At 36.0% G+C, this 19,637-nt stretch carries 22 protein-coding genes and 2 pseudogenes; 2 read left to right on the top strand and 22 right to left on the bottom strand.

The genetic code is table 11. The annotated features are described in order from the left end of the window. A pseudogene (locus tag QZU77_RS07040) lies at window positions 1-568 on the bottom strand (hypothetical protein); the annotation flags it as partial. Window positions 569-968: 400 nt separating this feature from the next. On the opposite strand from QZU77_RS07040, the gene QZU77_RS07035 reads away from it, so the two are divergent. Next, a complete protein-coding gene (locus QZU77_RS07035) occupies window positions 969-2,552 on the top strand; it encodes a hypothetical protein (protein ID WP_295602109.1) in 1,584 nt (527 codons plus the stop codon). A 15-nt stretch (window positions 2,553-2,567) separates the two neighbouring features. On the opposite strand, the gene QZU77_RS07030 is transcribed toward QZU77_RS07035, so the two are convergent. The 6 genes from QZU77_RS07030 to QZU77_RS07005 all read right to left on the bottom strand — a co-directional run bounded on the left by QZU77_RS07030 (window position 2,568) and on the right by QZU77_RS07005 (window position 7,964). Further along, window positions 2,568-2,993, bottom strand: coding sequence for a DUF3021 domain-containing protein (locus QZU77_RS07030; RefSeq protein ID WP_295602106.1), 426 nt, complete (start codon window positions 2,991-2,993; stop codon window positions 2,568-2,570). 9 nt (window positions 2,994-3,002) lie between these two features. Next, on the bottom strand, window positions 3,003-3,443 hold the full coding sequence (locus tag QZU77_RS07025; RefSeq protein ID WP_295602103.1) for a LytTR family DNA-binding domain-containing protein: 441 nt from the start codon (window positions 3,441-3,443) through the stop codon (window positions 3,003-3,005). Between the two features lie 3 nt (window positions 3,444-3,446). After that, window positions 3,447-3,722, bottom strand: a complete 276-nt coding sequence (locus tag QZU77_RS07020) for a 2TM domain-containing protein (RefSeq protein ID WP_295602099.1) — start codon at window positions 3,720-3,722, stop codon at window positions 3,447-3,449. Window positions 3,723-3,843: 121 nt separating this feature from the next. Beyond that, entirely contained in the window at window positions 3,844-4,542 is a 699-nt protein-coding gene (locus tag QZU77_RS07015) for a diacylglycerol/polyprenol kinase family protein (protein ID WP_295602096.1), read from the bottom strand. Next, on the bottom strand, window positions 4,542-5,660 hold the full coding sequence (locus QZU77_RS07010) for a tocopherol cyclase family protein (RefSeq protein ID WP_295602094.1): 1,119 nt from the start codon (window positions 5,658-5,660) through the stop codon (window positions 4,542-4,544). Before QZU77_RS07010 ends, QZU77_RS07015 begins: the two co-directional genes overlap by 1 nt. Window positions 5,661-5,846: 186 nt before the next feature. Further along, window positions 5,847-7,964 carry a right-handed parallel beta-helix repeat-containing protein gene (locus QZU77_RS07005; protein WP_295602091.1) on the bottom strand — a complete coding sequence of 706 codons (2,118 nt, stop codon included), beginning with the start codon at window positions 7,962-7,964 and terminating at the stop codon, window positions 5,847-5,849. A gap of 292 nt (window positions 7,965-8,256) precedes the next feature. Here QZU77_RS07005 and QZU77_RS07000 point away from each other — a divergent pair, with 292 nt between their 5' ends. Further along, the gene (locus QZU77_RS07000) at window positions 8,257-8,934 is read left to right on the top strand and encodes a hypothetical protein (RefSeq protein ID WP_295602086.1); all 678 of its coding nucleotides are present in this window, start codon (window positions 8,257-8,259) and stop codon (window positions 8,932-8,934) included. A gap of 3 nt (window positions 8,935-8,937) precedes the next feature. On the opposite strand, the gene QZU77_RS06995 is transcribed toward QZU77_RS07000, so the two are convergent. The 15 genes and pseudogenes from QZU77_RS06995 to QZU77_RS06925 form a co-directional block, all read right to left on the bottom strand. After that, on the bottom strand, window positions 8,938-10,323 hold the full coding sequence (locus QZU77_RS06995) for an MFS transporter (RefSeq protein WP_295602083.1): 1,386 nt from the start codon (window positions 10,321-10,323) through the stop codon (window positions 8,938-8,940). Window positions 10,324-10,513: 190 nt separating this feature from the next. Continuing rightward, window positions 10,514-10,951 (bottom strand): helix-turn-helix domain-containing protein, encoded by a 438-nt coding sequence (locus QZU77_RS06990; RefSeq protein WP_295602080.1) that lies wholly within the window; start codon window positions 10,949-10,951, stop codon window positions 10,514-10,516. A gap of 42 nt (window positions 10,952-10,993) precedes the next feature. Next, the gene (locus QZU77_RS06985; RefSeq protein ID WP_295602077.1) at window positions 10,994-11,098 is read right to left on the bottom strand and encodes a zinc ribbon domain-containing protein; all 105 of its coding nucleotides are present in this window, start codon (window positions 11,096-11,098) and stop codon (window positions 10,994-10,996) included. Window positions 11,099-11,107: 9 nt separating this feature from the next. Beyond that, the gene (locus tag QZU77_RS06980) at window positions 11,108-11,209 is read right to left on the bottom strand and encodes a zinc-ribbon domain-containing protein (protein ID WP_295602074.1); all 102 of its coding nucleotides are present in this window, start codon (window positions 11,207-11,209) and stop codon (window positions 11,108-11,110) included. A 10-nt stretch (window positions 11,210-11,219) separates the two neighbouring features. Then, the gene (locus tag QZU77_RS06975) at window positions 11,220-11,645 is read right to left on the bottom strand and encodes an EamA family transporter (RefSeq protein WP_295602071.1); all 426 of its coding nucleotides are present in this window, start codon (window positions 11,643-11,645) and stop codon (window positions 11,220-11,222) included. A gap of 39 nt (window positions 11,646-11,684) precedes the next feature. Then, window positions 11,685-12,311, bottom strand: coding sequence for a uracil phosphoribosyltransferase (gene upp / locus QZU77_RS06970; RefSeq protein WP_295602070.1), 627 nt, complete (start codon window positions 12,309-12,311; stop codon window positions 11,685-11,687). Next, window positions 12,304-12,570, bottom strand: coding sequence for a solute carrier family 23 protein (locus QZU77_RS06965; protein ID WP_295602112.1), 267 nt, complete (start codon window positions 12,568-12,570; stop codon window positions 12,304-12,306). Before QZU77_RS06965 ends, upp begins: the two co-directional genes overlap by 8 nt. Before the next feature lie 17 nt (window positions 12,571-12,587). Next, on the bottom strand, window positions 12,588-12,893 hold the full coding sequence (locus tag QZU77_RS06960) for a solute carrier family 23 protein (RefSeq protein ID WP_295602065.1): 306 nt from the start codon (window positions 12,891-12,893) through the stop codon (window positions 12,588-12,590). Window positions 12,894-13,133: 240 nt separating this feature from the next. Beyond that, entirely contained in the window at window positions 13,134-13,775 is a 642-nt protein-coding gene (locus QZU77_RS06955) for a queuosine precursor transporter (protein WP_295602062.1), read from the bottom strand. A gap of 109 nt (window positions 13,776-13,884) precedes the next feature. Beyond that, window positions 13,885-15,762 carry a cysteine peptidase family C39 domain-containing protein gene (locus tag QZU77_RS06950; protein ID WP_295602059.1) on the bottom strand — a complete coding sequence of 626 codons (1,878 nt, stop codon included), beginning with the start codon at window positions 15,760-15,762 and terminating at the stop codon, window positions 13,885-13,887. A 120-nt stretch (window positions 15,763-15,882) separates the two neighbouring features. Continuing rightward, a complete protein-coding gene (locus tag QZU77_RS06945) occupies window positions 15,883-16,878 on the bottom strand; it encodes an NAD-dependent epimerase/dehydratase family protein (protein ID WP_295602056.1) in 996 nt (331 codons plus the stop codon). Between the two features lie 16 nt (window positions 16,879-16,894). Further along, the gene (locus tag QZU77_RS06940; protein ID WP_295602053.1) at window positions 16,895-17,530 is read right to left on the bottom strand and encodes an HPP family protein; all 636 of its coding nucleotides are present in this window, start codon (window positions 17,528-17,530) and stop codon (window positions 16,895-16,897) included. A 16-nt stretch (window positions 17,531-17,546) separates the two neighbouring features. Then, window positions 17,547-18,374, bottom strand: coding sequence for a 4Fe-4S binding protein (locus QZU77_RS06935; RefSeq protein WP_366208870.1), 828 nt, complete (start codon window positions 18,372-18,374; stop codon window positions 17,547-17,549). A gap of 33 nt (window positions 18,375-18,407) precedes the next feature. Further along, the gene (locus tag QZU77_RS06930; protein ID WP_295602047.1) at window positions 18,408-19,346 is read right to left on the bottom strand and encodes a carbohydrate kinase family protein; all 939 of its coding nucleotides are present in this window, start codon (window positions 19,344-19,346) and stop codon (window positions 18,408-18,410) included. 9 nt (window positions 19,347-19,355) lie between these two features. Beyond that, window positions 19,356-19,637 (bottom strand): annotated as a pseudogene (locus tag QZU77_RS06925) (formylmethanofuran--tetrahydromethanopterin formyltransferase); the annotation flags it as partial.

Genomic DNA, 19,637 nt, shown 5'->3' with positions numbered 1-19,637 from the left:
ATTTATTGTTTTCAATCAATGCAGCGTTTGATGCTTGAACCCTTATTGCTTGGTCGAAATCAGTGAAACTGCAGTCTTTTACAGTGGTATTGGTTGCGCCTTGTGCACGTATTGCCACACCATTGGTGGAACCGCCATAGGTTAGATTATTTTTAGGGTGAGTGTCAATGAACACCAAGTCTTGGAAAACTATATTTTTACTTTTGACAACGAACATTGCAGTGTTCTTTCCACTGTCCCCGTGGCCTTTTATAACAGTTGTACCATTACCTTTTATTAAAAGATTATCCTTAGAAATTGTGATTGTCTTATTTCCAAAATCATATTCGGCATGATTACTTAAATCTACAGTGTCTCCTTCATTAGCGTTATTAATGGCAGTATCTATAGCATCTACAGTATTGTTGGTTGGTTGCTGAACTTCAGATAACACTTCTACTGAATCGTCAGCGGATAGGATATCATCACTAGCCACTTCATCAACATCCTCTGCAGCGGAAACAGCACTTAAAGATATTGCCATTAAAACAACTAAAAGAAAAGAAATTAATATCTTCTTGTTATTCATGATTTTTCTCCTTTTAATATTTTTGTCGATAAAACACTAATATAAAACTTAATTGGATTTACTGGAAATTATTCTATATTAGTGTTAATATTTATTATCGATATATAATATAAACATTATCATTTATCGATGAAAATAAAAAACTAATAAATTTATTTTAAATTAATAAAAAAAATTAAATTTAATATGAAATAACTTTATACTGATTAATTAATAATTAATAGAAAAATTAAGAAATTAAAATAATTATTATAAAAAAATAATTAATATAATTAATAATTTTTAATATGAATTTATTTACAATTCGATTGCCATAATCATATGATATGAATATAATTATATATTGTAGAAAAAATAAAAAGCATATTACAAAAACCAAAAGGGAGGTGAAAAAATCCGATTGAAACATGCATTATTCATAACATCCATTCTAACGATTTTAATATTTGCAAGTGCAGTTAATGCAACTGAAACTTTTAATGAAAGTGTTGCAATATCCAGCAGCAATGCAGATTTAGTTGACAATACCGCAAAATTCTTTAAAACTTCCTATCAGGATTTAGAACGTGAAATTGAAAATGCAAATGATAGTGATCAAATTCTAATAGAACCCGGAGCATATAAACTCAATAACATTCAAATTACCAAAAGCATCACCCTTCAAGGAAACGGGGATGCAAGAAACATAATAATTAACGGGGAGAAAAAATCAAGCATTTTTCTAATTAAAAACCCTGAAGTCCATGTGACATTTAAAAACATCACATTCATAAACGGGCAAACCAATAATTTTGGAGGTGCAATTTGCAGTGAATCCGGTCATGTAACCGTGGACAATTGCATCTTTATCAATAACACCGCATTAGACGATACGAATGCCGGTGGAATTTCAAATTATGGGACTAACAAAAATAAAGGCTATTTGCTGGTGAACAATTCATTATTCATCAACAACCATGCAGACCATGATGGAGGAGCCATAACAACGTGTTACGCCGATTCATATATCTACAATTCTGTTTTTATCAACAATTCTGCAGTAAGGGATGGGGGAGCAATACGCGTAAGTGTCAAGGGATACAGTTATGTGGAAAACTGCATATTCATGTTTAACCATGCTGATGAATGGGGCGGAGCATATTACAGCTGGTCCGGAGAGTCAGACATCAGAAGATGCATTTTCATGAACAACACAGCCGGCACCAATGGTGGGGCAGTGATGGTTTCTGGAAACATCAATCTTCAAGATTCCATTATCACAAATAATGACGGTGGACAAACCGGAGGCTCATTCTACATACAACAACCTATGTATGATGCAAAAACCAACATTAATGTCCACAACAACATCATTACAAATAACACTTCACCATTAGGAAAGGAAATCTTCTTAAAATGGGATGACATCCATAATCTATACCCTGACTTCAACGATAACGACTGGGGTGATGAAGACCCTAATGATTCCTCCATAAATGACCCCAACAATGTAACTTCAAGGATAAAAGTATCAAAAACCATTAAATCCAATTTATTCGGGCGTTTAAATCTAGATTTATTGGATAAATACAGTGACCTGCTTAAAGATTACTTCCCAGATGACTCTTTAAATGAATTGAAAAACAAGTTTTACACACCTAAAACCAACAAGAGTGGAAGCAACAACAATCTAGATAATAAGAAAGTCCCAAAACACGATCCTGAATCTGAAAAAACAGTTAGAATTAACAAAAGTAGTGAAGATGCAATTGACAACAATGTTGCCGGCGCCGATTCAAAACAAATTCCAACTTCAAATACTCCAGTGAGGATTGGAAATTCCACTTCCCTTGGCAAGCAGAAGAAGGCTTATGAGTTGAATGAAACCGGAGGTTCAGTTGCAAAACAGGCAAATGAGGATATTGAAATATTCATTGCAATCATTGCACTTGCACTGGTTTTATTAGCCATTGGCTATAGAAGAGAAAAGAAGAACAGTAAATAGATTAACTCTATTTACTCAATTATTTATTTTTTTATTTATATTGCGGGCAAGCAGGTAATGATAAATGTAAAAGCCGCACCAGAAAATTGCACCAAATACGCATGCAATAACAATCCAAGTTATTATCGGCCCAATTCCCAAGTCAACAGGCATCCATTTTAAGTGTACCGCAATCAGGAACAATACTGTCATTCCAATGCCCATCTGAAATATTATCTGAAACGGGAATGGAAGATCTTCTTTTTCATATATAAGCCCAGTTAATGAAAATCCCCATCCTGCAACTATGCAGCCGAAGAAAAGGTTAATTATATCAGTTCCTGAAAAACTGATGTTTTGGGGTCCTGCTTGAAATGAAATTAAAACTGCAACCAACAATCCGATAAAGCAACCAACGAAAGCACCTAATGCTAGGCTTTCAATTATATCTGTGAAATTCATGTTTATCACCTATAAATCAAATGCATTCTTGAAGTCCGGCAAATATTTTCTTGAGATATTATCCTTTAATCCGTTTTTGAGTTCGACAAACATCATTCCCTTAAGTGAAGGAGCCACTCTTTTAATTTTTTTCATGTTGATGATTGTTGTTTTTGAAATCCTTAAAAAATCACTGCTCAGTGTTTCTTCAACTTGATATAATGGCTTTTTAATGACATATTCATTATTTTCGCTGAAGACCTTAACCTGTTTTTCTTCAACCCTGAACATGAAAATATCACCCAGTTCTAAAAGAGCAATATCCTGACCTTTTTTAACCGCAATCATATCATTTTGATCGTCGCTTTCAAGAATATTAATGGCTTTTGAAATGTTATCGGTCAACTCATTGGTATGGATATCAGCGTGTGGCTGGTCAATATCTCTTGAAACAAACAAATTCACTTTCATTATCTAATTCCCTAATTTTTCCATTTCCTTTTGGATTTTACATTCCCTGTAACTTTCACTGTCAAAATCATCAATGAACACATAAGCTTTTAAAAAGTCAATGATGACGTCAATCCCCCAGAAAAATACTGGAAACATCACCCACCAGAAACTTGGTGAGAACAATCCATTTATAATTAACAATATTGCATTTACAATAATATATGCTTTTAAGTTTCTGTAGAATTTAATTTTTCGATTTACTCTTTCTTCTGCTCTTGCCCTTAAACTATCAGACATGTTATCACCTTTAATCACTAATAATACATAGTAGAATATGATATAAATGGGTGATTATCAACTAGGCTGAGATGCAAAAAACAAGTATTGAAATGCTAAAAAATAGAATTGAAATTAGCGGCTATAATACAGCCACCAAGTAATATAATATTGAAGTTACTGCAGGAACTGTAAGGTTGTCAATTCCACCGTAACTGAACGCTTCACATATTGTTGCAACCGCTGAAATCATTATAATATTTACAATATTGAATTCGGGCATTGTGCATCCTATTGAAGTGAATACCATCCAGACGAATACACTCATCACTGTTGTGATAACGAACATTGTCAGTGATCCTTCAAGGGATTTGGTGCCTCCAAATACTGTGTATTTGACTTTTCCGAATTTCTGACCTATTAGTGCAGCGAATCCATCACCATATACCATTGGAACGATTGCAAGCGCTACAATCCATATGAAGAATTTCGGGTCGTTTGCTGGTGAGATTGTTGCAAATATTGCAATCAATAATGTCCAGATTCCCGCATAGAAGAACAATCCTAATGCATGACCTGATTCAGTGACGCTGTTTTCAATTTTAATTGGTGAGTATTCTGTCAGGAAGAACAACACTATTGTGATAGGCAGTGTCAGGAACCATACCATGACCCATGGATCTGAGAAAAATGGCATGGCAAATATCATGTTACCTACCATGATATGCAGAAATTTACGTGAAACTTCAGGCCGTGTCTTTAAAACCATTTCAGCAACTACAAAAATGACTGCAACATAAACATATACTATAATTAATGCAAGGATATCAAAGAATATCATCAGTCATCATACTCCCCATACTCACAACCTGCATTTTCAATCTTAACATGGTCAATTAATGTTCCATCTTTTTTGTATAGCTTGATTTCTCCCCAACCGTTTCCACCATTCCACAGGCGGTTATGTCTTTTGGTTCCGTTAGGTGCCTCATAGTTGAAAAGCATCATTTCGTCACGTTTGCAGTATAAAACCAATTCCATCTTGGAGTTCTTATTGCTTGCATTGATGTGCCATGTGTTAACGTCTTCGCCTTCCTCAAAGTCAAAGTCGATTTTAACGAGGTTCCAGAATCTTGCGAAGTTATATTCGTACATGGTTCCTTCATAATAGAAACCAATCAATAGCTTACGTGGAATTTCAATACCGAAAGCCTTTGGCCTTCCTCCCCCGGCTTCAAATGCGGAATTGTTCAGTTTTTTACCGGTTATCAAACTTGTAATGTTACATGATGAAATCCATAGCCATGGTGAGGTGAAGTCTCCTCCCCAATTTTTATCCGCATATCCGTAAGATTTTTCAGGAATCACTTCGTATTCTTCTCCATCCAGCCAGATAGTTCCGCTGTACTCGGTTTTGATTCCTTCCGCATGCCAGAACATTTCAAATGCATTTAATTTCCTGAAAAAGGAGTTTGCACCATATCCTACATTAAAAGTGATTTTCTTGTCGATGTCCAAATCCCACATCATGTCCCCTGCATCGGACATGTATTCAGGATGGTTTACAGCATCCTCTTCAGACACTCTTGCAAATCCGCTCATGTGGGTTTCTGTCAGGCTACAATCGCCAACTTGGATGTTCAACTCATCATCAGGGCAGTTGAAGTATTTCATTGAGTAAAAATTATGAATCTGCTTTGGATTTTTACCCCAAGTTCCTGCCTTGATCATACAGTATGATGGCTTTTTACCTGCCTTTTTGTTTTCAGGCAATTGCCCAAGAGTTGGCTCGTCTTCAGCCAGTGCCGGATTGCATACAAAGTATTCTATAAAAAATGGTTTTTCTTCACCAGTTTTCTTATTATATGCAGTTAATGAATGCCACCACCAGTCATAACCTTTTTTAGCGAGAGGCCCTTTGAGCATATAATAATCTCTTTTCAAATCACTTTTATTCATATTAATCCTCCAATGGTAGATATTATATTATTTATTGAAAATGTATTAAATAATTTATTATAATTTCAATATTTACTTAAAAAACAGTTAATATAGGATAATTATTGAAAAAAACAAAATTCATTAAAGCATTATATGAACATGTACATAATTTATAACTAAAAAAAGTAAAAAAGTGAAGATGAATCATCTTTTGGAATTCATTTCCCGAATATCCTCACGATAATAAAAAGCAACAGTCAATATCATCAGCAATACAATGAATGAAATTCCTGTCACTTTAAAGAATTCATCTTCATCAATCAATATCTGTTTTACCACAGAGTCTGACTGTGAACCTGGACTTCCAGTATCCTCCGCACTTGCTTGTGATGCTCCTGCAGATGCGGAATCCGGTGTGTTGTAACTTTGTGAAACATCATTTACCTGATTGTTTGCACCTTTACTTGGATCTGCTTTTTGACTATGGGTGCTGTTCCCATTAGAGCCACTGTCTTGAGCAGTTTTTCCATTGCCTCTTCTTGCACTTCCACCAGTGCCGTCTCCATTGCCGTCACCGTTTCCATCTCCCCCTCCAGTACCAATATCCTCATAAAGTTGATAATTAGGAATTGACGGATATGAAAATGTAGGAGTCTTTCCATTGATGGGACTGGAAGGTTTAGAATCCTTGTCATAATCATTATCCCGGTCTGACCTGTCGACTGTAGCTCTGATTAACTCTCCATCCTTTGCATCAACAGTGAATGTGGCTGCACCACCACTAACGGTCATGGCAATTGTCTGGCCATTGCTATTATAAGTCAACGTCCTGTCTGGAAGCAAACTTGCAATATTGCCATTGGAATCCAGGAAAGTTGCTTGGAAAGTATTCGGACCAATTTGAGTTACTTTGAATTTGATATGATTGGTCTTTATCTTTGGACATACAAAATTAAAGTCACTATACCAATTGTCCCCAACATCCAATCTAACCCCATTTTCCTGATAATAAGTTTCTTTAGCTTCCAAATCTTTACCAAGATTGCCTATAATTGCATTATAACTTATATCTTGAGCTGAAGGCTTTATGTAATCATTCAAAAATTTAATACCCACATCATTTCCGGAAATAACATTAGACTGAACAGCATTGCTTCCAACTTTCCCCATGGAAATGCCGTTTCCTTTATTGGATTCTATACTGTTGGATTTGATATTGATGGCATTTCCAGCATTTTTAATCAAGATACCGTCACCATCATTTTTAGAGATAGTGTTCTTATTAATATAAATATTGGAAGGTCCTTCATCATAATTAGCCCCATTGACACTTGTTGCGAAATAAATACCATTAGCCCCATTGCCTGAAATGGCATTTCCGTGAATATATACATTGCTTGATTTTGCAATTTCAATTCCGTTTCCATCATTATTGCCTATTTTGTTGTTAAATATGTAAGCATGACTGGATTTGGCCAGACTTATTCCGCTTTTTGAGTTTTTAACAATGTCGTTTTTGGTAATGTTCAAATATTTAGTGTTTAAGGCCACAATAGCATTCCCCTTTGTTGTTATGTCATTGTTGACAATAGTCACATAATCCGAACCGTCTACCCTAATACCGTCGCCGGTTCCTTGAATATCAAATCCATTAATCCTGGTTAGGGAAGCTGATTTTCCCTTAACTGTGATTACTGGGCTTGAGGAACCTGATTTTAAAGTAGTTCCGGAGTTACTGATCAATGTCAAGCTTTTGGTTATGACAAGGTTGACATTGGAATAGCTTGATCCCTTAAACAGTATCACATTGTTTGCCTTGGCCTTGTCAATGATGCCTTGAATCTCTGAGTTGCCTAGTCCCTCATCAACCACACGAGTGTTGGTAATCTTTACGGTTGTGGTCAGGCTTGATGCCTTGTAGTTGGCGTTTCCGGCATATTTGGTAACTATTTTATACGTTCCATCGTTTAGCCTGAGCTGAAGTGAAGCGATTCCGGATGAATCGGTGTTTTGATTATATGTCTTGCCGTTAACGGTGAATGTCACTTTAGCGTTTTTAATCACATTATTGCTTGAATCACTTAATTTCACTTTAAAGTAATCTCCAATTACATCAAAATCGGTTTTGCTTGCAGTGTCAATGTGAGTATTTACACTGGAAGATTGTGAAATATGTGTCTCATTTGCAACTTCCAGAACAGACTCTTCACAGATAGCCAATTCACTTACTGACTCTGTTGAATTATCCTCCTGTGCAGCACAGGTGCTTATCGTTAGTAATACTAATGCAAGAAGCCCCATAATTATTAATTTTCTATTCATTTTTCACCCCCATTAACATCGATTGGTAAGGAAGTAATTATTGATAATTTTCCTTAATTTATACTATATCTTTAATTAATATATATTATTCTCTTTTTTTCGTTATGATATTAATTTATAGTAATGTCGATAGATTTTCAAGTCAATGTAAATATTGATATAAACAGGTTAAATGACAATTAAAAATCAATATTACAATTAAATAAAACATGCATTTAAATACAACCTGTATTATAAGAATTATTGTATTAGTATTGTTATTTTACTAATTTAAAAATTTTAAGGTGAAAAAATGAGAGAAGATTATAGAATGGAAAATCCAAAAAAAGAGTTTAGAAAAATCTTGCATACCAAATTAGGAAAAGAGAGCCATGAATATTTCGGATTTCCTGGACAATACAAAGGACCAGAACCATGCAAAAAACCAGATAGCGACAGGGAACTGCCACCATCATATTTGAATTATTACATCTCTAGCGAAAAATGGGGAAATATGATGAATTCCATTTACTATGAAGACTCAAAAATAGATGAAGAGTATTTAGAAAAAATCTACCATTTAGGAATAAATTTTTCAGTCCCCTACCGTAGGATTCCAACATCCACAATAATTACAAAATTGCCATTAAGCGAATGTGTTAAAAGATTTGAATGGGGAGCAGTCACATTTCTCCCAACAATATTCACATTTGCTGACTATGATTCAGATGAACACATCTTAAAAATTAAAGAAAAAATAGAAAAAAATGAAGAATTTGAAAATGTTGAAGCATTAGACCTGCTTTTCATTGTTGAGAACTGTAAAAACGACCAACTGGATGCGTTGAATACAGTTTGCAGATTATTTCATCAAATGAAAATCAAAGATGAAATTTTTAAAGACAATCTTAAAGAAGCTGTCAGATGCATCATTCATGAATATGCAGTAGATACTTTCCAAATTAAGATATTGGAACAAAAATTAGATTGAAATTCACATCAAATCGTGAATTTCATCTTTAATATATAGGACTACAATCACTGCTGAGATAATGGCTAGAACAGACATCACTAGGGAAGTCTGTGCAAATGCTGATACTGAAACATGGTTGTGTCCAACGTTTCCTCCTGCAAATGCCGCCATCAGCACCACTGCCACTGCAGATCCGATTGCTCCTATGATTTGCCTTACTGTATTGTTTATAGCGGTTGCATCCTCAACATCCCCTGACACTACTGCTATTGTCCAGGTTACAGCCGGCATAAGTCCTAATCCCGCACCGATTGCACGCACAATCTGAGTAACAATCATATATTCCACAGAAGTTGACCTTGTATATGTCATCATCAACAAGTAACCTACAACTGTAAAAAGACAAGATAACAAGAGCACCTTGCGAACACCAAATTTATTGGCCATCAATGGTCCGATGAAGTTGAATACAATCATTACCAGTGTTGCCGGAAGCAGTATGATTCCTGCGATTGTTGCATCGTAATTGGATATGCTCTGGGCAAACAACGGCATGATAACGTTCAGTCCGCACATTGTGAAATAAAGAATGGCTGAAAACAATGTTCCGAAGAAGAAATACTTGTTTTTTAATGCATGCAAGTCAACCAATGGTGTCTTGATTCCGAATTGCCTTCTAACGAACAGGACCAATGACACTGCACCTATGATGATTGGCAGAATCACCCAAATCATGTCGAATCCGTTTTCCGCAATGTTTGTAAATCCGAACATTATTCCGACACATGCCAATACGCATAATATTAATGAACTGATGTCCAATGGATAATGCCCTGTTTCAAATTCGAGTTTGACTACAACAGCTGCCACCAATATCAGTACTGCAATCATTGCTGCAAATATTAAAAATATTGATCTCCATCCGACTGTGTCGATTATTAATCCCCCGGCGGTCGGCGCCAGTGCTGGCGCTATTCCTATGATGAAGCCGAACAGTCCCATGTACACTTGCCATTTCTCTTCTGGAATTACCTTGAACAGTACGATTTGTGTGATAGGAAGGAGTATTCCTGAGCCTATGGCCTGAATCACGCGCGCAAATATTAAAACCTCAATGCTTGGGGAAATGAATGCTATTATTGATCCTATTAAAAATAGGGTTAATGAGGCCAATAGTATTGTTTTTACTTTAAATCTGCGGGTGAAAAATGCGGATAATGGTATCATCACGCCTAAAACAAGCAGAAATGAAGAGTAAATCCATTGCGCTGTTGTTGAGGATATGTGAAAATCAGCCATTATCCCTGCAATACCCGTTGTCACTACACTTTGAGCAGCGCTCAATATCGCTGCAGCTATGATAAAAATAATTAATGTTGACATTCCTCTGTCTATGTTCTCATTCATACTATTATTTTAATCAAAAATATTATATAAACTTAATTTATAAAACAAATTTATAAAAAAATCATGTTAAAATTGAATAATTTATTATAAATGTAAAATATTAATAAGAATTAATTAAGGTGAAATGTAGTTTAGTGTAAAAAAAATTATTTAAAACATACTATGGACATAAAAAAATTGATATAATAAGTTACTTTAACTTATTGGAATTAATTATATCCAAAAGACCCAAATCAAAAATAATTCTGCGCAAGTGCCTTTCAGAATAAGTCACCCCAAATTCGCTTTGAATCTCATTCTTAATCTCTGAAATTGAGGATAAACCCTTAACAGTGATATTAGTCTTTAGAATTTCCAACTGATAATCAGATAATTTTGAAACTCTTCCGGAACCCTCTTTTCTAAACAAACCATCAAAACCCTCATCATTCCATGATTTCAGCCATTTATAACCAGTTTGAGGAGTTCTGCCCCTTCGCTCCATTGCCGACTTGACAGTTTCATCACAATATAACTCTTCAATGAAAGTTATCTTTTCATACAAATCCACAAATTTCTGCAAATCACGCTTTACCTTGCGAATATCAGTTATTGGAATGTCCTTGTTAATATGGGCCCGTCTGCTCATAAGATTATTTAATGAAAATATAGTATAAAAATTTTATGTCAATTAATAGTCATCATCTTCATCATCACCGCAGCCATCATATCCGCAATTAGGACAATAAGGCTCTCCAGCATCAATCAATGAGCCGCATCTAGGACAAATCATCATTCAACCTCATTAAAAGTCATCTTCACCATCAATGCAGTAAACATCATATCCACAATTTGGGCAGTATTCCTCGCCCTGCTCTACAAACTCTCCACATACCGGACAATACATTATTTTCACCTCAAAGATTGATTAAAACTAAACCGAACATGCAAACCACTATTCCGATTATTTGACGTATGGACACATTTTCCTTATATAAAAAGTATCCTACAACCAAAAGCACACATGCAAGGCCAATGTTTGCAACGACACTTGCAGTGCTCACTTGCCAGCCTGCACGATAGACAAATACGTAGCCGACTTCAAGACCAACCAGCACCAATGCCAAGACGATTGAAGTCCAATTAACTTTAGATAACTCAAACATTACATTTGACGGCTTGACCATGACAACAAATATTATTGCAGTTATTATTGCTGAGGCAAAATATGTTACCATCAATGCACCGAATGGATTAACGTCAGAAGGCATTGATTTCATGCAAATGTTATAGAAAGTGTTTGATAAAATCACTATCAATATTGGCCAGATTAAGTTCCACATATTATCAAAAAAAGAAAAATAAGTGAAGGTTAAACTTCACTATTTTGTACCGTATACCCTGTCACCTGCATCCCCTAGACCTGGAAGGATATAAGCGTTTTCGTTCAGTTCACGGTCGACTGTTGCACAGAATATTTTAACATCAGGATGGTCATCTTCAATACATTTGATGCCCTCAGGTGCCGCTACAATACATAACAGTTTAACTTTGCTTACACCATCCTGCTTGAGCCTTGAAATTGTTGCTGATGCGCTTCCACCTGTTGCAAGCATAGGATCAACTACCAAAACTTCCCGATCCCCAATTCCTTCAGGCATCTTGTAGTAGTATTCAACAGGCTCGAAGGTTTCCTCGTCACGGTAAAGACCGATGTGGCCTATTTTCGCGTTTGGAATAACATTCAATACCCCGTCAACCATACCCATACCTGCCCTTAGGATTGGCACGATTGCATAATTGTCCTCGTTCAACATTCCAGCATCCATTTTCTCCAATGGAGTCTCGATTGTTGTTTCTTCTAATTTGGCATCCCACATTGCCTCATAAACAAGGATGGTTGAGATTTCTGTCACTAGTTCTCTGAATTCTTTTGTTCCTGTGTTTATATCCCTTAGGATTGCTAGTTTATGAGTTATCAAAGGATGATTCAATACATATTCATTCATGATTTTCCTCCGGTACTAAAAGATTTAACAATACACCTACAATAGCTGCAAGAGACATTCCTGAAATGGATATGGATAAGTCTCCATAGACTAAGGATAATGCTGCTCCACCCAATCCTAAAACAAGCATTGTTGCAGCGACGACCACATTCTTATTGTTGTTGAAGTCAACTTGATTGTGGATTAATATTTTCAAACCGTTCACACTGATGAAACCGTATAGCAATATGGAAATACCGCCTAAAACAGGACCTGGAATTGCTGTTAAAAGTGCTGTCAGGTGCCCTGAGAATGCGAATAATAACCTGCAACCATAGGGGCAATGAATGCAAACAAACTTCCCAGATATACTGGGCTTCTATTATGGGTACAAATCAGATAGATTATTGTACCTATTCCAGATGAAACCAATGCTACAGGGATTGACAGGATGTCTGCACCCGCAGTAGCGTTTACAACAATCGGAACCAGGATTGTGGCTCCGAACATTGCACATACATGTTGGATTGCCAGCAATACCCATCTGAAAGTTGTTGGCTTGTCGCCAGTCCCTAATAGTATGTTACTATTTTCTTCCGCCATACTTATCACAGAATTTTCCTATATATTCTCATAAATTGATTAATTAATATAAAAATTAGATTGAATATTTTATAATTATCCTAGAAATATTTGAACAATATAAAATATTATATAAAATCTAATATACCAATTTCTGATTAATTATATATATCTGAATAAAAGTATAAAAATATTTACCAAATAACAAAATTAATTTAAAAAAAATAAAAAAAAAGTTTGGGAAAAATTTCCCTTAAAAATTTAAGCTTCTGCAGGTTTTCCTTTCTCAGCCCATCTTACAGTCATGCTTGTGAATGGTTGAGCGATTGCACTCCAAATCAAACTTAATACCCAGTGAGAGAATATCATAATCAGGATATCAGTAACTGAAAATACTCCAACGAATGCTAAACCAATGAATATGAAATTGTCAATCAATTCAGAAAAAGCAATGACCGCTAAGTTTTTGACAGCAGAATAGTCGTTTCCTTTGTTAACGATTGTTGTGATTCTTGCGTTTACGAAGTTACCGATTAAATAACTGATGTATGATGCAACAAGGATTCTTGGAGTTTGTGTGAATACAAATGCAAGGCTTGAGTCTCCAGTATAGAATGCTGGGGAAGGCAAGAACAGTATCAATGTTGTCATGAACACAAACAAGACATCAACGCATAAACCTAAAATGATGGTTCTACGCGCTGTCCTTTCACCGTATACATCTGCAATCACGTTAGTTAAGATATATACCAATGGATAGATCAAGACTCCTGCTGGAGTTTCCATTCCTAGAAATCCAATGTTGATAATTTTTACTGTGATTAAGTTTGCGATTGTGAATGCCATACAGAAAAATGCAGTAATTATTACTCTTTTTTCAGTAAAGTCAAAATTCAAATCCATACACAATAATATTAAGTTTTAAAGTATTTAAAAGTAATTATAAAGCTAATTTGAGTCATGTAAAATAAGAATGAGAAAAAAGTTAAATAGAATTTAACTTAATGAAAAACTATACTCTTCCAATGCCCGAATGAGTACTCTTTGCAACCCAATTCATACCCATGCTGACATAATAACTATCAATACTATTCTTGACCGAATCAGATAACTTGTAATTCAATTTAACAAGCAGGCTTTCAGTCCATTGAGGGGAAAATTTCTTTTTCATGAAACTGACCTTAACCCATTTGGTTGGAATGCCATCATAACTGCCATAGGAGTTGCTAACAAGAACCTTCTTGCCGTTTTTACTGATATCCAAAATGCTCACATAATGCTTGTTTGCATGGAAAACCAAAGCGGCACCGCCATTTTTAAGTTCATTCAAAGCATCTGAAAAAGTGGATTTGTAGAAATATGTTGCTTTGAAATTATTCTTCGCCAAAGCCTTAATCATATTCTCACAGGAGGTTCCCCAACTCTTGGTTTTAGCCTGTTTGGCCAATTGCTTTTCTGAAATGTAATTCTTTAAAACCTGACTGCACATGCTGCATGATGTCGGACCGCAGGTGGAACCGGTGTTCTGCGAATCCCTTACAAAAGGATACTTATAAGACTTGCCCTTAAGCGAAACGGAAATTGATCCAGGCCAATAGCCCCACTTGTTCTTTTGAACAAGCTTGGTGTTGATTGCCCTTTCAATGACATTCCACTTCTCACGTTTAATAATGTGGTTTAGCTTAGGATGTGATTTGGTTTTAAAGAAAACATATTTGGTTAGCTTATCATGTAAAAACAAACATTTACTATCCCTCTTTAAGACCTCGCGATACTGTGACTTTTTAAGGGTGTACTTAAAGTTGCCGTCGCCCATCACATAATTGCCCGGCATCAAGTCAATGTCCGGAGCGCCATTCTTATACTTGACAATTTCCTTTAAAGGATCCTTCACATTGCCATCATAACACTTAAGATGCTTGGCAGTGTAATATTTGCCATATTTCGCCTTGACAGTGTATGATCCTTCCTTGACTTTTGGTTTGAATATTGCAATTCCCTCAGAATTTGTCTTGAGCTTAAGCTTCTTGCTGCCGACAGTCAAGGTGATTGTCTTTTTATGCAACGCCTTGCCATCCTGCTTCAGGTATACTCTGATATAACCCTTAGTCAGGAATTTTGAGTTTGCCAATTTAATTGACAATGACTTTTTAATCACATGCACTGTGAGCTTTTTGGAGGATGACATGAACTGGTTATCCCCTTTGAATCTGGCCCTGACCACATATTTTGATTTTTTAGAAGTGACCTTGATTGAAACCTTTCCATTGGATTTGGTGGTTTTAGTGTATGTTTTTCCATTGAACTTGATGATTACCTTTTTGCCTGAAACTGAGTTTCCATTACTGTCAGTCAAATGGAAATACAGGTAATTTTTCTTGACAATGAAATTTGCGGATTCAGTGATTTTAGTCTTTAATTTTGATACCTTAATGGAGAATACCTTAGTAACCGGATTGTACTCGTCATCCCCGTCAAATGTCACAGTCAGCTTATAGGTTTTTGCAGGCAGATCAATGCTTAACTTTGAATATCCCTTGGAATTGGTTGTAAGGGAGTATTTTTTATTGTTTATTGTTGCAGTGAATTTTTTAGATTTCAAAGGACTGCCTGTTGAGTTTTCAAGATAAATTTCCAGAGTATCCTTACTCTTGACACTTTTAGAACTGACTGTGACCGTTGGAGTGGTTTTCTCCACGGTTCCATTATCTTCACTCAACACAGTATCATTTGCATCGTCCTCGAGAATAGTGTCATTAGCCAATTCCATCACCTCATCGCTTTCCATTTCAACAACGTCTGTTGAGTTCAATTCGCTGGCTGACACTACAGCTATATTAACGCTTATGAAAACCAATAAAACTAAAAAAAACATTCTGTTAATTTGCATGAATTCACCTAAACATTTTTAATATTGTTCAGATTAGTATAAATATTTAATGAAAAAATAGAAAATATGCTCTAAAAGCAAGTTGATGCCCTTAGAGTCAAATGGGGTTTTTTGATGGTTTTAAAACTCAGCGGATTGTTGAATGTTTTCCCAATTGTCAACAAACCATTGGTGAGTTCTTTCAAGACCATCGTCAAATGAGACTTTTGGTGAATATCCTAGAATGTCTTTTGCTTTTTCGATAGAGGATAATAATTTGGTTTTTGCATCCCAATCACGGCGAGCGACATAGTTGATTCCTGCTTTGTTGCCAGTTAATGCGTTTACTTTGTTTGCCATGTCGATTACCCTATGGTCTTTTCCTGATCCCAAGTTGATTGCTTCGCCGATTGCTTCCTCTTCAATACCCATTGCAATTAAACCGTTACAGATATCATCCACGAAAGTCCAGTCTCTTGTTTCTGAACCGTCACCTGTAATAGGCAATGCCTGACCGTTTTTAGACCAGTACATGAAGTTTGGAATTACGTTCCTGTATTTTCCAGGCACTTCACCCGGACCGAATACATTGAAGAATCTTGCGTTTACGATGTCCATGTCATATAGGTTATGGAAGTAGTTGGTGTAAAGTTCCCCTAAGAGCTTGGTGACTTGATAAGGTGTGTGAAGAGAAATTGATATATCATGTTCCTGGAATGGCATTTTAGAGTCTAAACCGTAGACTCCGCAACCTGATGAGGAGTAGACGAACCTTTTAACGCCGGTCAATTGAGCATACTGAAGCACTTTTAGGATACCAATACCGTTAACCATCAAGTCCTTTTCGGGATTGTCCACACTGTTCTGGTTGGCGAAGTGTGCTGCCAAATGGTATACGTAGTCTGGTTTCTGCTTGAATACTCTTTTTAGAACTGCATCATCCAGAATGTCACCTTTGATGAATTCTATTGCATCCCTATCTGGAATGTTCCATTCATAAGCGGATGACATGTTATCCAATATGATTACTTTTTCAGCGCCTAAATCTGCAAATTTACGGGTTAGGTTGCTTCCAACGCAACCTGCTCCTCCTGTTACGAGGATTGTTTTGTCTTGATATTCATTATACTCTTTCATAATTATCACGTTTAATTTATTTTTTTGCTCTGCCTACTCTACGGGCAATTACCATTTCTCCAACGGAAATCAATCCTGCAAAGAATTTTTCAAGCCCTCCGGTTGACCAGATGGCTTCACCGAATGTTGCATTCATGATATTAGATTCATATTCTTCAGGTGAGATTTTCTTGCCTGTGGTTTTCTTGGACACTAACGCGGATGCTGACATTAGCTCTTCCCAGGTCACTCCCTTGAGTTGGTTTTGCATTGCTTTATATAATTTTTCAACTTTAATATCATATAATTCTGAGAGTAATTCCACGATATCGCATGCGCGAACCATACCTATTACCTGATTGTCGTCATTGACAACAGGAACGGTCACGAACTTATTGTTAGCGGTTAAGATCACTGCCTTTCTTGCAGGATCGTTTTCATGAACTGTTGAAACCTCATCTGAACTGCTCATTATTTCAGAAATCTTATCGTTTCCTTCTCTTAAACCTCTTGTAATGTCAAATGCAGTAATCCATCCCACCAATTGCTTGTTGTCATTTACAACCGGACAGGTGAAACGCCTAACATCCTCCATTGCTTTTGAAGCTTCGACGACAGTGTCATCGCAGTTTAAGTATACAAAACTTTTATCCATTAATTCTTTTGCTTTCATAAACATACCCCATTTTTTATTTCATTTCTACTCTTTCCAGTGCTCCTACAGGACAATGGTTTGTGCATTCAACGCATCTTATGCACTTGTCATTGTCTAGAACCACTTCACCATCAATCAATTCTATTGCGCCTGTCGGGCAATTTTCCTCACATAAAAAACAATTCACACAGGAATCATAATTAATATCAATGAACCTGGAATGACGAATCGGTCCAAGATACCTATCCAATTCTATTGCAAATGAATTCAGTGAGATTTCTCTACAAGCTCCGCATCCAATACACATTTTCTCATTAACATATGGATATAATTCATCCTCTATCAATTCGATTCCCACATCCATATTTAAGTCATCAAAGAACTCCTTGAACTCAAGAGTAAATGCGTTTGTAGGACATAAGTTTGCACAATCATCCCAATTATTGTCAACTGAGTAATCAATTGAAATGCTATTCATACGAACTACTCTGTGAGGACAGCTGACATTGGCCAAGTTATACTCTATAACTTCCCTTTCATCCTCACTGTTGTAAATAACCTCATTACTGATTAACTTGATTGCTGAAACCGGACATGACTGAACGCATATCTCGCATTTAACACACTTATCAGTAATCTTGGCCATTCTGAAAATATTAGCTGGTTCGATTGCATTAACTGGACATTCACCAACACAGGTATTGCACCTTACGCATCTAGGCGCTACAGCAATGATTTCATCATTTGTATCGAAATCATCCAATTCAAATTGGAAATCATCCCCGTCATCATCTAATTCAACAGATTTCAACAGAACTTCACGTTCCAAGTTTTTTATCTGTTTTACAAAAGACACATTCATTTTAATACCAACTAAATAATTTATTCAATAAATTTAAATTTTAAAGAAATCCTCCAAGTCTTTTAAGGTTGGGAATTTCTCCATTCCAAATCCTTCTATTGATTTGCTTGCCACCCAATTTCCTATTCTGCATGATTTTTCCAAATCATACCCCTTCAGGTAGGAATATAAGAATCCACTGTTGAAACTGTCTCCAGCTCCGGTAGTGTCCACAACATCACATTCATAGGATTCCACTTCACAGTCTTCCTGATTGTTCATTGCAAACACTCCTTTTGAGCCTTGCTTGACAACAATGGTTTCTATTCCCAAATCCAGAAATCCGATAGCCAATTCTTTTAGAGAGGATTTGCTATTATTACATAATAATCTTAATTCTGATTCATTAATCAAAAGAATATTAGTTCTTTCAAGTATAGGTTTCAATTCATCAAATCCTTTTTGAACATAAAGCATTCCTGGATCGAAACTTAACACACATTGGTCGTTAAGCTTATCCAATAACTCTATTTGGGTTTTAAATGAATCCCCAACGAAAGATGTGTAATGCATTATTTTACATCTCATAATGTTCAATGGATTAATCTCATCAATCCTGATTTCATCATTGACTCCAGGGTCGATGTAAAGGCATCTTTCGCCTTGTGAGTCAACGAATCCCAGGCATTTGCCTGTTGAACCTGTTTCTGAGTAGATTAAATTATTACTGTAAACTCCATTGATGGCCAAATTGTATTCTATTAAGTCACCATCTTCATCTTCAGCGATTTTGCCTATGATTGATGTTGAGCAGCCCAGTCTTGACAAACCTACAATTGTATTAGCTGCTGAACCTCCTGGAGTGTCAGTTTCATCTTTGATGAATGATTCCTCATCTTTTGAAGCTATATTTTCTACAGAATAGAGCTTATCCACATTCAATGCTCCGAATCCTATAACTTCTGCATTTAAATCACTGTCAAATATTTCCATGTTAAAACCTTACTTTAAGATATCTAATAAATTAATATTCTTGTCTCCAAGCTTGCCTTCAAAGTTGCCTGCAGATATTTTCACGACACCATCAAATTTCAATGCAGCATCGATTCCCGCTTTAACTGCATTGTTCATTGATTCCTCATCAATTGCATTTATAACAACTTCAGGAATGTAGTTGACTCCATCCGGAACCTTGGATTCATTGCCCAAACGTTCCCTTAATGATGGGCAGTAAACATGATTTGTGGTTGGCCCTATTTCAGGATAATTGGTTTCAGGCTTTGA

The organism is uncultured Methanobrevibacter sp., assembly GCF_902774605.1.
Lineage (GTDB): Archaea > Methanobacteriota > Methanobacteria > Methanobacteriales > Methanobacteriaceae > Methanocatella.
The sequence above is the reverse complement of the archived record's forward strand: the minus strand, read 5'-3'. Positions and strand labels throughout refer to the sequence as shown.